A 13,250-nucleotide genomic window follows, 5' to 3' on the forward strand; every position below is an offset into this window, starting at 1 on the left:
AGACACTGACCCCCGCCCTTCTTGGGACAACAGGTAACGGCCGTGGCGTACAGACCACGTACGGGCCCAATAGTCCGATTTTCGGCAACGTGTCTGGTGGCACGATTACTATCAACGGGAAATAGATGAAGTATCTGATCTCCTTTTCGCTTCTGGTCTGCTCTGCCGCGTCTGCCCAAACCACGCATGGCAACTGCAGCCCCACTTTCGGCACCATTGGTGGCAACGCGGTTGTCAACATTTGCCCGGGCGATCGATTTTCCTCCGCTCAGGAGGCCTTTTTTGTCGCGTCGCACCCGACTACGGTGACCGTGGCTGATCTTCAATTTAAGAGTTGGTTCGAAGACGCAACAACTCCGTTCTTGACGGTGGTATTGGACAACAAGTCCGATGTTCCTGCGTTAGATGTGTCTGTGGACGTCCTCAATGAAAGAACCGGTTCTAGCTATCCCGTGCTCCGTCCTTTCAAGTTACATGAAAGCGGTGTGTTCAAACGCTTGGGCGCGCGAGCGATCTCGATTGCGGCCAAGCAACAGGGGGAATACCCTCTCTTGTCTGTACCCGACCTCTGGGCGCAGGTTCATCCCGAAATTCCCGCCAACTATTGCCCATACGACGCTAGTATTTCGCTGATTGATGAAACAGAAGCGAGCGCCACGGAATTTCAATCGTTTTTAGAGCACCGAGCGGCCGATGCGACTTCTGATAATAATGATGGGCGGCTTCATCCGAAACGTGTAACGCAGGAAATCGGCACGCTTCTTCGGATTCGCTATCGAACCATCTTTGACCAACGAGTAACGTCTTACGCTGTTGTGTTCATTCACTACGCTGATACGACCGGCCAGGGAGACGTTTGGTATCCGAGCCGGAAAGCAGTTGGTTCACTTCGCTGTATCAACAGATCAATGGAAGGTATGCCGGTAGTGAATTTCTCTTCCTGAGCGTCGATCACCGAGAGACAACTTTGTGCACATTCCCGCGGAGCGAGAACATGGTAATGCTCAGTGCAGAGAGGCGGAGTTTTGGCCGAGGTTTGCCTAGGTGCCGTCAGCTTTCGGCCAAATTTTCTCCGCCCGCACGTGCGCGGACTGCCGACGATATCTACAGTGAAAGCGCCATAAAATCCGACCCTTCGATCTCTGTACGCTCCTTGTGGAATAGCAAAAACAAGCGGAACCCCCCGTGTCAAGATCAGTGGGCGTCGGAGATTGCTTGCTGTTGAGCTGCGGTAAATGCCATGCATAACACCTCGTTTGGGAGGCCGTGCATGCGGAACTTTGATCCAAACACGCAAGCGGTATCAGTCATCCAAACGTTCCTGAGGAGTTTTCCAGCTCTTTAGATGCTCAAGAGCCGATCCCTCGTCGAGCAATTTACGGGCGGCCTGGAGACGACCACTCAAAATCTCGCGAGCTTCAGGATCGAATTTCAACAAGTCTTTTTCCACGTCGGCAAGAAACCGTTCAATGTTGCGTGCCTCAGACCATCGAGCAATGAACTGCAACAGATCTGCCTTGCTTTCTTTCAAGGCGATCGCGGCCCGGCGTTCAGCCTCTTCCTTTAGCCGCTTTTGCCGCTCGATTTCCCACTCCCTTCTTTGTGCTTCTGCACGGAGTTCTGCCTCCGCAACAAGCCGAGCAATCTCGTTAGCTCCTTGCGTCAGCTCCCGAACGATTGACGGAATCAACTTCGTCAGATTCTCGCCCTTCGCTTCCTTCCAATTTCTGATCCAATCAGTGCCTGGATATGGGGAGTAAGCCTGTAAGCAAATTCTTCCCGTTGGAAAATTAATGGCGGTCGTCCATGTATGATCAGCGCCATATCGGCGCTTTGGAGCGACGTATTCAGATTCTCTGACATATTCACCATTGACATAGCGTGCCTGAGCAGACTCCGACATCTCAACAATCGTCAGACCGATTGCGACGGTTCCAATGTACACAACCGTACATCGCAGAGGCGACCAGAAATCCTGATGGTGATAACCCTGCTCACGTTTCGGTGGATGCTCGCGTTCTTCGATCCTCGCTCGATGCAAGTACTGACCGTGCGGCGCAATGACGACCCGATGACCACGCTCCTCGAGTTCGAGGAATAACTCATTGGCAAATACCAAAGCATGTCCCAAGCCGGTCTTCGTTACGGCCAGATCGATCAGGAGCTTCTTTGCGGGTTTGAGGTATTTGGGGCGACTGTAGGACGAGACCCGACCGCTCTCAAACAGCTCTTTAGCGCCTCTAATGAGGCCATGCTGCCTTGAGCGTGCGCGCCGAACCCGCGATTTAGAATGGTCCGGGGACGATGACGAATCGAGTTCTATCGATGGTTGTGGCAACGCTATGCGGACTGCTGCATACCCCTCTCGGCTCCAGGCTTGCTCGTCACCGGGCCGGGCCTCCGGCAGCGGTGGAACCTTGGATTGAATGCCTACAGCCAGCTTTGCCCAATAGCCGCGCGCAGGGCGTGGCACTCGAAGTCTGCTGCAAACCCTCGCCAGATAACTTGAGGAGACACCATATCTCGCCGCGATTTTGAGCATCGGCTCCGTCCATACGAGTTCGTATAGTCTTTCTCGAGTAACAATCTTGTCATCTACTTTAGCCGTTTCAGCAATAGTCTCGCTGTTTTCATCTGAGGATGTCACGCTTACTCTCCTGCGGCGGTCTATTGCGCGATCTACCAAGCCCATCGTTATGCAGAGCGCCCAGCTAGCGACCTATGCCAAGTCGTTTTCGTATGTCGCCGCTCCGCTGTTTGTGCTATCAACCAGTCAGAAGACATCGGAGAACATAACGCGACATCATGTCGAATCAAATATCGATCAGGATATCCATCCCTGCAGCCCATCATAAAATTTTATCGGCTAGCGAGCTCATCTGTGGCGTCTGCCGCCCGCGCGAGCGCAGCCTGCATCCAGGATAAATACTGTTCCCATACGTCCCAAGGAATCGCCATGCGCTCCTCGTTGACGAACCGCAGTGAATATTTTGGCGAATCTTCCCGCACAAGTTCAGGCTGCGACCATAACCAACTACGCAGGGAATATTCGAGCTCGAGCGGCACATCCATAAGACAAACCACTTTCTCCCCCTCAATATCGTGTGAGATCACTCCGATCGGGATACCGAACATGAGCGCACGCAACTTGTCCCGAAGCATCTCTTACGCTCCCGTTTTCCAGCGCTTACCTACACGTCTGTACTCACCATAGAACTCTCGACCATATTCGGACACGATTCCGATACTGGTTAGGTGGCAGTCGATGAAACCTGCGAATTCGCAGCCGAGAAACAGGTTCATCGTTCTAGGTTTCGGGTGATCGTCCTGTCGCCGCGCGCAAGCCATTCTGGAATATCGACAAAATTCAGGATCGTGAGTTTGTTACCGTAAACGGCGCCAGTGTCGATATTGATTACGTTCCCGCATTGAGCAACATCATGGGTAGGCGAGTGCCCGACAACTACAGCAGTCACATGGGCAATCCAATCAGACACTGCTCTACCTTTCCAACGCCTGCGATCCCACAGCAGGGTCTCGCACATCTCGCTGTCGCCATGGATTAGCGCTCGGCGCAGGCTGGACCAGTTGTCGACGGGCACGTCGGCGTGCACGATGCCCATGAGGCCATGCGCGGTTTCGACTTCAATGGCTAGCGGCATCGAAGTGAAGTAGTTCACTATGTGTTGCGCGTTGCATTTTTCCGTTTCGTCTCCCCGAAAATGCAACTCAATGAACCATTCCCCGCCATTGTCGATCAGCGCGCTCGTTGTCCCCTTGCGGTGGGAAACATCGGCGGCTATCTGGTCGAATTTAGCTTGAGAGCTGACTGGATAGGACCTGTGTGCACGGGCGTACTCTAGCCTACCGTTCAATGCCCAGTCCAAGATCATCTGCTCGTGATTGCCACGCACGGCCTTGATCTGATGGCGACGCACAGCATCCAGTACGGCCGGTGACTCATCGCCCCGGTCCACCAGATCGCCTACGCTGAAAAGCCGGTCACGCGTCGGGTCAAAACCTAACTGTTTCAGCGCAGCATCTAGCAACGAGAAACAGCCATGCACGTCGCCGACGACAAGATCTCGCCCCAAGGGGTTCAGGGAATAATGCTGAAGGGCTTGGTAGCACCCAGTATCCTTCGTCATGGTAGACCTCGTACGAACGCGTACGCATTCGGCCGCGCATCATATAGCGCGTGATGCTCGCGCCCGAACTCAGGGACGTCTGCGAGGCGATCAGCAATCAGCTGGCTAAAAAATTTTTCTATTTCCCGGGTTTTTCGCTGGGTTTGACCCATCAGGTATTCGAGCAACGGCAGATCGCCCTCGAAGTCATAGCACATTACCCGGCAACGCTTGGTCCGCTGATTAGATTCACTCCATCCGCTGCCAGATACTTTCGAATTCATGGTCGTCTTTCCTAAAACTCAGATATCAACAAGCAGAGACGGATCGAAATCCGGATTCAGGTTCCAGTTCAATCGGGATTCGTTCGAGATTTCCCATATTATGCTTTTGACAGCAGGCAAGCTTCACCGGATCTAGATGACTGCCGAGTTTTCATTCTTCATCTTCTGAGGTAAGTGAGTTCTCCGCATCGGTCTGTCGGCGTATCCAGTACTGCCTTCCACCGTCGATTGACGGTCCGGTGACGATCTCAATGTCATGCTGTCGTGCCCAGCTGGGCGCTTTGCGCGGGGAAATTCCCATCGCTCTTGCAACGGCGACCAGCGGTGCGAACTGTTCGTCGAACTTCCTCAGGTCATCAATATCGACCACGCGACCTGTTCGGTGTCGCAATTTGCGGGTTTGGGCCCTAATAAACCCTGCGTTAATGAGTTGGTACATCACTTCCTGCTTGACGCCAAGCCGGCGGGCAGCGTCAACAACGGATAGCCGGGAGTCCGGCATGGCTGCTTTCTGGGCAACGGACATGACGTCGCTGCGCTCGACGAAAACATCTCGCAATGTTGATCTTCCGCGCTCACTGGTTGATCTTCCGCGCTCACTGAGGGCGAGGCGTACAGGTCGGTCCATGATGCCGCTAAAAAATGCCGATGATGCTTCGATAGGGACATAAAGCCGCAAGGCCTCAGCGAGGCTGACTGGATCTTCCAGAACCGCTGCGTCTTGGCCGCACGCTGTCGCAACCTTGTGGAGCAGACGATCGATGGACCTCGTGTCGATCCATGCATCGCTTGATGCGATCAGTCCCGCCTCCACCAGCGCCTGAACACGTCTACGCGACATACCGGCGTAGCGGGCCGCAGTCTTCAGCGCGACTAACGAGTTCCGGCTTTTCCGGAGGCGCAATAGTTGCTCGTCGCTAATCGCGAATTTTCGCCGCCCGGCCCTGGTCCGTCTTACGGGCACGGATTCGGCCGCCTGCACCAGCAGATTGGCGATGACCGGATTTCGCAACTTCGGCCGGCTGCCCAGTTCCGCGGGAACTTGGAAGTCATGCCTCTTTCTTTCCCAGAGGACCGGAGTGCCGCGACGTAATGAATGTTCGACGTAGGTGCCCAGAAGGTCCAGCATCCAGAGACGTTCTGCCTCGCTCAACTGCTTGCGCAACATCGCGAGCAACTGCGGGAAGATTTCAGAGAGCAGGGGAACGTCACTCATGCTGACCGGCGGAACACGAAGGCGATCAAGCAATTCGAAACAGGCCGACCGGTCGGTGATCAGTGACGCGCCGGCTGTGACGAGTTGCTGCTCGATGTTCTGTGTCCGACGTGAGGCTCGCTTCAGTGGTTTGCCCCGAAGTCCAAATTGCGAGAGGGCCCCAAGGTAACGGGCGAGGTTCCAGCGCTCGTTCACCTGCAGCAACACGGGGCCCGAACCGACTTGTTCGTCAAACAGTTTCAACACTTCGTCCGAAAAGGGCTCGACTGCGGCTTCGCATAATGAAGCTCCGCACGTGCAAAAAGCGAAGCGGACCTGCTTCCAGCGCAACATCCGTCGACAGGCCACACACTCCGAGATGAGCCAGCTACGGTGCGCGATACAGGCTGCCGGTCCGGTTGACCATGCTTCGCGCCAATAGCTCTGCGGACCAGACAGACAATGAGGACACCAGCGCGCAATGCCGTGGGCCTTTGGCAGGCTCACATCCGGATTGTCTAACCAGAGAGGGTTGGACAGGCCGTTGGCGAACGCGACGCGTAGCCGATAGCCATGAAAGCTTTCGTCCGGGCGGGCCGCCGGGCGCACAAGAAGCCGCCCAGAGAACACCGCAACGCCCCTTCGGCGCCAATCGGCATCGTGGAGCGATCGGCGGCTCATTCTGGTAGTAGCGACAGTTGCCGGACCGCCTGCTCCTGTCTTGTTCGCGCCGCGGCAGCGCCCACCCTGGACTGATGGAGTCGTTCGATCACCGACCAGTCAACAAAATAGGCAGTTAGCCCTGGATTTCCGAGCCGACGAAAGACAGGGAATTTGCCCTGCAATATCTCCCTCAGCACCTCGTATGAGCTTGATATATAGCGGCCGCTCCACGGCAACCATGTCCCGAATAGCGGTTGCAAATGCTCGGAATTTGCGGGGCAAGGTCGCGATAGATCGTCCAGTTGACGCGACAGACCGGCAAAATGCGTTCGGTAAAAATACGTCTGCCCGTTGATGATCAGCGGCCGCAGCAGCCCGGATTTCAGCAAAGTGACGCACGCGTGCCGGCCGATATGCAGTTCCTTCGCCATCTGGTCTCGGCTTGCAATGGACGCAAACCATCTCCGGCACGCTTCCACGGCAATGAATGGAAGATATTGGTAGCGTTGTCGACCGTGCTCGACGGTACGGGTGTTTTCCCGAACGAAGTGCCTCAGAAGATGCCTGGAGCACCCGATAAGGGACGCTGCCTTTTCAAAGCTTACGTACCCGGTCGGTACGCCATGGCCGGGATGGAGTTCTCCCACAGTTTGCGGGGAAAGTTGCCTCTGGCCATCTTTCAACAGGTGCGTTCGCAAGTCCGCCACGGGCAGGCTGGAAAAGCATGTGGGTCTCTGTGCCTCGTCCAGTAGCATGCGTCGCAGTCGCGCAAGCGCAGCTTTGCGATGTGCCGACTCGGTAATCTGATCCAGGAAGTCCCAGATTCCGCTGGCGTCCGGGCTCAGAGTAAACCGATGTTTCTCGACCATTTCGGCCAGTCGGGTGGGTCTTGGTGCACCTATGGTCAATGATTCAGATTCGGACGTGACTGCCGCCAAGGCGTCAAGCATCGCCTCCAAAAACAGGATATGAGTGAGTTGTCGAAACGCACTGGACAGGCCATTCCCGACGACTGATTTTTCAAAACCCGACCACAATCGGTCTACGTGTTGACGCTCGCCAGGCATTGGACACACGGCACCATCCCAGAGCTGCTCATCTGTGACATCAGTAACGAAATATCTGCCTTCCTGCTTATAGCCGCGCGTCATCACCGGTTCGGCTAGATCATCTTTCAGCCGGATATGGTGGAGCGTGCAAACATCGAGTAGGGTGAGACGCCATCGAGAGCGAATATGTCTGGATTCAACCATACATTGTGGGCAATAGCGAATTTTGTTTGCGCGGGTCACCACGCTCCATCGAGGCAGGGCAGCGTTGCTCCAAACCGGATAGCCGTCGGGCTTGCTCAGGGCCGTGACCGGTAGTGTTGGGCGAAACCGCTCGATATCGCTTAGCCTTGGGCGACGAATACCATTTGCCCTGGCGACGCGAAAAAGATAAGTTTCGAGCCATTCGTCGGGAAGAAGCCTGGGACGACACAGCGGCGGACGGGCTGGTTCAGAAGTCATCATTTCAGCGCTCCACTGGTGCAAACGGTTCATCGCCTTTCACGAGAGGCATCTCATTGAATCGCTCGTGGAAAGGGTTGCGTTCATCTGGTGCATCTGGGTAGATGACCGTCCGGAATGCTTCCGCGAAAACCTTGTCTGTCAGTCGGGGAACCGGCTGCCTGTAAGCAAGTTCGACCGCGCGCACCATGAGCCTCCGGATATCGCGAAGACGCCCATCGGTTGCAAAAGCAAACAGGCGGGTGACAGGCGCACTGGAGATGTCAATCGCCTGGAGGTCCTGCAGGTATCTTTTGAAGGTTGCCAGTACGTTACGGAACTCCAATTCGGTTGAACGATTGGCCACCGACAATCGGTTGATACCGACGACCTCCCGGAACCGTTCGCGTAGCTGGTCATTCGTGTCGAGCAGGCGCGTGATCCTGGGAACGCCGGCTAGCACAAATGACACTCGCGTCGCATCGACCAACCGCTTGATCCAGTCGGCGGCAGTGTGGAGCGTTTTCTCTCCGCCGCGGTCGATCAAGTGATTGGCCTCATCGACGATCACGAGCCGCACACGGCATTGCTTGATGAGAAACACTAGCCTGGCAGTCAGCTCCACCTCCCGCCCCGTGTTCCATTTCGGGTCTCCCAGTACGCGCAGGATTGTGTGTGCCAACGTCTTCGGCGTGGGGGAGGGACCCAGTACCACGTACAGTACTGGGACCTCGGTGAACTCCTCGTGTTCGATCAGAGGATGTTCTGCTGCGTATCTGGAAAGCAACGTGGATTTTCCCACCCCGGATTCACCGACCAGCATCAGATGCTCGGCTTCCTCGTTGCAACACTGATATGCGTACATGCGGTCCAATGAAGCCGTTATTCGTGTGACGTGAGGCAGTTTGATGAATTCTTTCCGGATCTTCTGGACGGTTGCTGCACACGCGGCGCTATTTTTCACGATAGGCCTCGGCATCGAATGTGTCGACTTCAAATCCGGGTAACTCATCGGAATCCGAAGTAAAAATAGCTGGAAGTGAGTCGCTCTGCGGTACAGGTACAGATCGTGGATGACGATTGACGGTCTTCGATGTCACGCCAGCTTGACGTGCACCACGTTTGCGGTCCTTAAGCTTCTTCGATCGTATCGCGTCGTTGGCCATCTCACGAATCATTTCTTCAGCGTTTGCCCTGGTTCGTCGATGAGCGTCAGAATTCTTGTACTGGTTCTTCACCAATTTGGCTTGCTCGACCGTTAGATTGTGGTACCGGTCGTCGGTATTAACGGCGTGGATGTATTGGTTTTCGATTGGATCCCATACGTAGATCAGACCCGCGTTTTCATACGGAGCCTTGATGTGCACCTTTGATTTTGAGGGCAAAATTCGCCGCAAGGCGAGTAGCTCTGGGGACACGTACCGGAATGTGTTGAAGTTGATACCGTAGTGCTGCAGTGCGCTCTCGTCATGTTCGCCAAACTCGATGCTGAGATCCTCAGCGTTGCATTTCAACAAGGGAGGATTCGCCGAGGCCCCCTCTTTCCATACGTCGATCGGTGCACGGCCTCCTAGACCTTTGTGAGGTCGCTTGTGATAAACCTCCGTGATCCAGACATGAACCATTTCGATAAGCTTCTCGAACGTGATGCATGCTTCGTTCTCCGCCTTGAAGCCGACACGTTGATGAACCTTGGCAAGGGTTGTTCCTGGAAGTTTGTGGATGAAGGAGTAGTTGAACGTCTTGAGAAAGCGTTCGACGAACGGCTTGTCGTTTGGATCGCGCGATGCCGCGTACTCACAGATCACGCCCAAATTGGTCATGGCGTCGACGACCGCACGGGCATGCATTTCTCGCCCGTTGTCCATGAGCAGGCGCTCAGGCCAGCCATGACATGGCCACTCCAGAGACAGCTCTGGAAATCGCTCTTCCAGATAGCTCTTCGGCATCATGGCATGCCGTAGCGCTTCGAATATGGCGTGGACCCCATGCCCGGCTGAACTAATGCAGAAGCCCAGAACGCATTTGGAGAATCGGTCGAAGACGAAGGTGCTCATCGGTCGATCGATGGCTACGCCGCTTGCGTCCGTGTACATCAGATCTATCGGCGTGTGGTCGATTTCGACAATCTCAAGAATGCGGGATACTTTCCGTGCACGATGTTGATCCGCGAACCTACGCCGAGCCTCACGCTCGCCATACCGAGCAACGGCGTGGTCATATGCGTCGATATCATGGATGCGTCGTTGAATGGTCCGGAGCGCAGGGACCTTAAGCCACTCAGTCTCGATACGCATCGTGTTTTGACGCTCGATTTCGAGAAAGACTGCGTTGTAGACCCCCTCAGCAGTTCCTCTTTTACTATTTAGGAAGGCTGTCTCGATTTTTTCGTGGATGATGCCTTCTACGATCGGGTCAAGCCGTGATTGCCCCTGTCCGCCACGATGCTCCGACTGATCAAGCAAGGCACGGATATCGCACCGCGCGATGCGGTACCGGCGGCGCCACCGATATACCGTGGTTTCGTGCGGTGGAGTAGGGTCTGCAAGATCTACCGCGACTTTTTGAATGGCCTTACGCAATGCCGACTGGCGACCCGCGAACGCGTCCATTCGATCGAGCATTACCAGATAGTTGACTCGCCGGCGCGTCTCGAAATCTCCTGGCTCACCTGCGGATACACTGTCATCCAATGCATCCTTGAAAATGCTGTGCTTGGGGGCGCGTTGATATTGCTTGCTGTTGGACGTGCGAAGATATCCCCGCAGATATTCTTCCAGGAGATCCGCCTCGATGTGGTTTGAGAACTCACCAGTCACGGTGTTTTCCAACTGAGCGATGTCTTCTTGTACGCGGACGATGCGGAATTTCCCTTCGCCCCGGAAGATGATTTGATCCTTGGTGAAATTGGCCATGATGTACCTCCGGTCAGCGAGGCGAGATGGGGAGAAGATCGTCTGGATCGCGCTTCATGATCCGCTGTAGCAGAGCATCACACTCGCGCTTTGCGCTCTTCCATTGCTGCTGTAACTCCTCAGACGGGTGGGTTTCGTTTTCCGGATCCCAGAGGGTTGCATCGATGTTGGTTCGATACCTGCCGCGCATGGGGCGTACGGAGAGGAGTAGTTGGAGCCGGTCCTGGAGGTCGTTCGCGATGAGGTCGCTTCGCAAAACAAGGTGAAAGCGCTCGCCGCGTTGTCGGAGATACCGAGTGGCAGCCCTTAGTCGGGCGGTGGCTGGTGAGTGCGAGGCGATCGACGCGTCGTCCTTGACCTCAAGAAATGCCGTTCCATTGGTCGTTTTGATTGCCACATCAGGCGTGTAACGTCGCCGGCACTTGCCGTCCGAATATTCAAATACTTGTGGCTGAGTTGCGATCGACTTGACTGAAGGGGCTACTTCTAGGAATCGCAGTGTCATCTCCTCGATGAGGCTTTCGAACTCCGCAGGTTTAACTGATTTCCTACTTGGAAACTTTCCCCGTACCCCGAGACCGGAGACCGTCACGATGCGGCGGCTACGACGTGGGGACGAGTGAATAACGAGGGTTTCGATAATTTCGGGCACGAGTTCTTTCCATCGCGTCTTGAGGAGACGCTCACGTTTCAGGAATACGCCTCCCTTCGACGACGAGATGCTGTCGAATTTCTGCCCGGAGAACGGGTGTGCGATACCGGAGATTCGATCAAAATTGATTGAATCCCGAGGGAGACGCAAATCGTAGAGAACGGAAGGGCTTGACGCTGAGGCCAGATAGGTAGAGACTCGCCTTGTCTAGGGGACGAATCTTTACTGGTTCTGATCCAAAAGCGCTACAGGCCTTCTGGTTTGTGGCGCTTTTTCTTTACATAATTCCTCCATTGCCAATGCTAACGGCGCCTGCCGTGGCGTTTCTAATCTGGACGATCGCCGCATGTACCTTCGCGATTGTGTCCATGTCCGCCTCAGTCAGAGATTGATCCCTGACTAGAGCGGCGATCACTTGATATTTGTACAGCGGTAGCGGATCAGACAGGCGCAGCAGCCGCTTGGAACTCTCAGCGACCGCCCCGAGTGCGCCCTGGCCGTCCCCATCGAGCGCAAGAGCTCGTCCCAGCTGATTAATAAAAACGACGTCACCCGGCGTGCGAACGCCGCGTTCGATAGCGCTGATGTATGCGTCATCCACGCCGAGCCGCCGCGCGAGTTCGCTCTGCGTCAGCTTGAGCGCCTTGCGGCGAGCACGGATGAATTTTCCAAAGTCTGTCACGTGAAATTCAACGACAATGTTCACTCGAATTTTTGCAGAATAAGAGCGGAAAGAGTGAAGGTCAATGACCAATCTTGTCGAAGGACTGCGGAACAAAATCCATATATTTCGGCAATCTGTGGCGGACGCAAATTCAAATATGTTTTTGTTCGATTTGGAATTCTTTCGTGTCCGAATTCAACGGTTTTACGTATCGCTACGTAAATTCATATCGATGTGAAGCATGTCATGGAGACTATCGCCGCCCGTCATCGAGATAAGAAATCAATTGTCCCATTGCGCAGTGAGACGCCCGAACATGAACGTGTGGTCGGGGATTGTCAGGTGACACCGGGATGTATCTTCCCTCGATTGGGGCGCTAGAACAGTTGAGTGGCGCTGACCGAGGTACGGAGACCAACGTCCGCGTAGCATTTTCTTCAGCGTACTCAGGGCTTCTATACCTTGGGAGCATACTGCGGCACATCGCCACCTCAGGTTTCGGGCAATCGCTCGTAGTCTCTGGCCAGTCGGCGGAAGCGGTTGAGCCAGCCGAAGCTGCGCTCCACCTAACGACGCGGCAACAGTACGAAGCCCTTTTTCGCCTCCGGCAACCTGACCACCTGAAGCTCGTTGCCTTCATCGCGCGCGGCCTCTGCAGGCTCTTCGCCGGTGTAGCCCTGGTCAGCGAACGCGATTCTCACTGTCTGCCCCGTGGACCGCTGGACCTGTCGCGCCAGTTCCCCGACCTGTGCACGCTCCTGTTCATTGGCCGCGTCACATGCACCGCAAGCAGTTGCCCCAATGTATCCATCGCCATGTGCACCTTACTGCCTTTCTTGCGCTTGTATCCGTCATAGCCTGGGCGTGGACCGCTCTCTGCTGATCGGCGAGATATCGCCGCCGCCAGGTGAACAGCATGTTCGCGTTGATGCCATTCTCCCTCGCCAGCTTTGCGACTGATACGCCCGGCTCGCAAGCGGCCGCCGCCAGTCGCTCACGTAGCTCGCGGGGGTAATTCGGGCGCCCCGTTCGTGTACCCGGCGTCTTCTCTGCAGACTGTGTCAAAGTGATGCCCATCAGATCGGAAATGATGGACATCACTTTGATGTCGCCCTCAGCCACCGTCTATAACGGCCGGCACGAGCCGCTTACGGCTGTTCAGCCGCACGACATCGTTCTCGCGAACGATCGGGGCGTAGCGACGCGCTGCGAGCCACAGTACGGGAACAAATGGGTAGGAGAATTCCGATGAAATCTCGG

11 protein-coding genes and 2 pseudogenes are annotated in these 13,250 nt (G+C 55.3%); 1 reads left to right on the top strand and 12 read right to left on the bottom strand.

Annotation, left to right across the window (positions count from 1 at the left end; all coding sequences use genetic code 11):
• The first annotated feature begins 125 nt into the window (after positions 1-125).
• Positions 126-944: a hypothetical protein gene (locus BBA01S_RS46735; RefSeq protein WP_156965884.1), complete on the top strand. Its 819-nt coding sequence runs from the start codon at positions 126-128 to the stop codon at positions 942-944.
• A gap of 359 nt (positions 945-1,303) precedes the next feature.
• Here BBA01S_RS46735 and BBA01S_RS40485 read toward each other — a convergent pair whose 3' ends face one another.
• The 12 genes and pseudogenes from BBA01S_RS40485 to BBA01S_RS48610 all read right to left on the bottom strand — a co-directional run.
• On the bottom strand, positions 1,304-2,647 hold the full coding sequence (locus BBA01S_RS40485; protein ID WP_052391697.1) for a hypothetical protein: 1,344 nt from the start codon (positions 2,645-2,647) through the stop codon (positions 1,304-1,306).
• 212 nt (positions 2,648-2,859) lie between these two features.
• Positions 2,860-3,162, bottom strand: a complete 303-nt coding sequence (locus tag BBA01S_RS07705; RefSeq protein WP_027815915.1) for a hypothetical protein — start codon at positions 3,160-3,162, stop codon at positions 2,860-2,862.
• A 137-nt stretch (positions 3,163-3,299) separates the two neighbouring features.
• Positions 3,300-4,148 carry a metallophosphoesterase gene (locus BBA01S_RS40490; protein WP_052391698.1) on the bottom strand — a complete coding sequence of 283 codons (849 nt, stop codon included), beginning with the start codon at positions 4,146-4,148 and terminating at the stop codon, positions 3,300-3,302.
• The gene (locus BBA01S_RS40495; RefSeq protein WP_156965885.1) at positions 4,145-4,411 is read right to left on the bottom strand and encodes a hypothetical protein; all 267 of its coding nucleotides are present in this window, start codon (positions 4,409-4,411) and stop codon (positions 4,145-4,147) included. The genes BBA01S_RS40490 and BBA01S_RS40495 overlap by 4 nt, the downstream gene beginning before the upstream one ends.
• Before the next feature lie 151 nt (positions 4,412-4,562).
• Positions 4,563-6,287 carry a hypothetical protein gene (locus BBA01S_RS07720; RefSeq protein WP_156965886.1) on the bottom strand — a complete coding sequence of 575 codons (1,725 nt, stop codon included), beginning with the start codon at positions 6,285-6,287 and terminating at the stop codon, positions 4,563-4,565.
• Complete coding sequence (locus BBA01S_RS07725; RefSeq protein WP_167336004.1) at positions 6,284-7,783, bottom strand: TniQ family protein; 1,500 nt, start codon at positions 7,781-7,783, stop codon at positions 6,284-6,286. Before BBA01S_RS07725 ends, BBA01S_RS07720 begins: the two co-directional genes overlap by 4 nt.
• Position 7,784: 1 nt before the next feature.
• A complete protein-coding gene (locus BBA01S_RS07730) occupies positions 7,785-8,723 on the bottom strand; it encodes a TniB family NTP-binding protein (RefSeq protein ID WP_027815918.1) in 939 nt (312 codons plus the stop codon).
• Positions 8,713-10,674 carry a Mu transposase C-terminal domain-containing protein gene (locus tag BBA01S_RS07735; RefSeq protein ID WP_027815919.1) on the bottom strand — a complete coding sequence of 654 codons (1,962 nt, stop codon included), beginning with the start codon at positions 10,672-10,674 and terminating at the stop codon, positions 8,713-8,715. The genes BBA01S_RS07730 and BBA01S_RS07735 overlap by 11 nt, the downstream gene beginning before the upstream one ends.
• Positions 10,675-10,687: 13 nt before the next feature.
• The gene (locus BBA01S_RS07740) at positions 10,688-11,326 is read right to left on the bottom strand and encodes a TnsA endonuclease N-terminal domain-containing protein (protein ID WP_245641441.1); all 639 of its coding nucleotides are present in this window, start codon (positions 11,324-11,326) and stop codon (positions 10,688-10,690) included.
• A gap of 277 nt (positions 11,327-11,603) precedes the next feature.
• Positions 11,604-12,032 (bottom strand): helix-turn-helix domain-containing protein, encoded by a 429-nt coding sequence (locus BBA01S_RS07745; RefSeq protein WP_245641442.1) that lies wholly within the window; start codon positions 12,030-12,032, stop codon positions 11,604-11,606.
• 455 nt (positions 12,033-12,487) lie between these two features.
• Positions 12,488-12,942 (bottom strand): annotated as a pseudogene (locus BBA01S_RS45790) (transposase); the annotation flags it as partial.
• Positions 12,891-13,088, bottom strand: a pseudogene (locus BBA01S_RS48610) (transposase); the annotation flags it as partial. The pseudogenes BBA01S_RS45790 and BBA01S_RS48610, both read right to left, overlap by 52 nt.
• Positions 13,089-13,250 lie beyond the last annotated feature (162 nt).

This window comes from Paraburkholderia bannensis NBRC 103871, from assembly GCF_000685015.1.
In the GTDB taxonomy this organism is placed as follows: Bacteria; Pseudomonadota; Gammaproteobacteria; order Burkholderiales; family Burkholderiaceae; genus Paraburkholderia; species Paraburkholderia bannensis.

Bases quoted from the DNA above. Each gene is read 5' to 3' on its own strand.
- BBA01S_RS46735 (WP_156965884.1), top strand. From the start codon at position 126: ATGAAGTATCTGATCTCCTTTTCGCTTCTGGTCTGCTCTGCCGCGTCT.
- BBA01S_RS07725 (WP_167336004.1), bottom strand. From the start codon at position 7,783: ATGATGACTTCTGAACCAGCCCGTCCGCCGCTGTGTCGTCCCAGGCTT.
- BBA01S_RS07720 (WP_156965886.1), bottom strand. From the start codon at position 6,287: ATGAGCCGCCGATCGCTCCACGATGCCGATTGGCGCCGAAGGGGCGTT.
- BBA01S_RS40495 (WP_156965885.1), bottom strand. From the start codon at position 4,411: ATGAATTCGAAAGTATCTGGCAGCGGATGGAGTGAATCTAATCAGCGG.
- BBA01S_RS40490 (WP_052391698.1), bottom strand. From the start codon at position 4,148: ATGACGAAGGATACTGGGTGCTACCAAGCCCTTCAGCATTATTCCCTG.
- BBA01S_RS07705 (WP_027815915.1), bottom strand. From the start codon at position 3,162: ATGCTTCGGGACAAGTTGCGTGCGCTCATGTTCGGTATCCCGATCGGA.
- BBA01S_RS07735 (WP_027815919.1), bottom strand. From the start codon at position 10,674: ATGGCCAATTTCACCAAGGATCAAATCATCTTCCGGGGCGAAGGGAAA.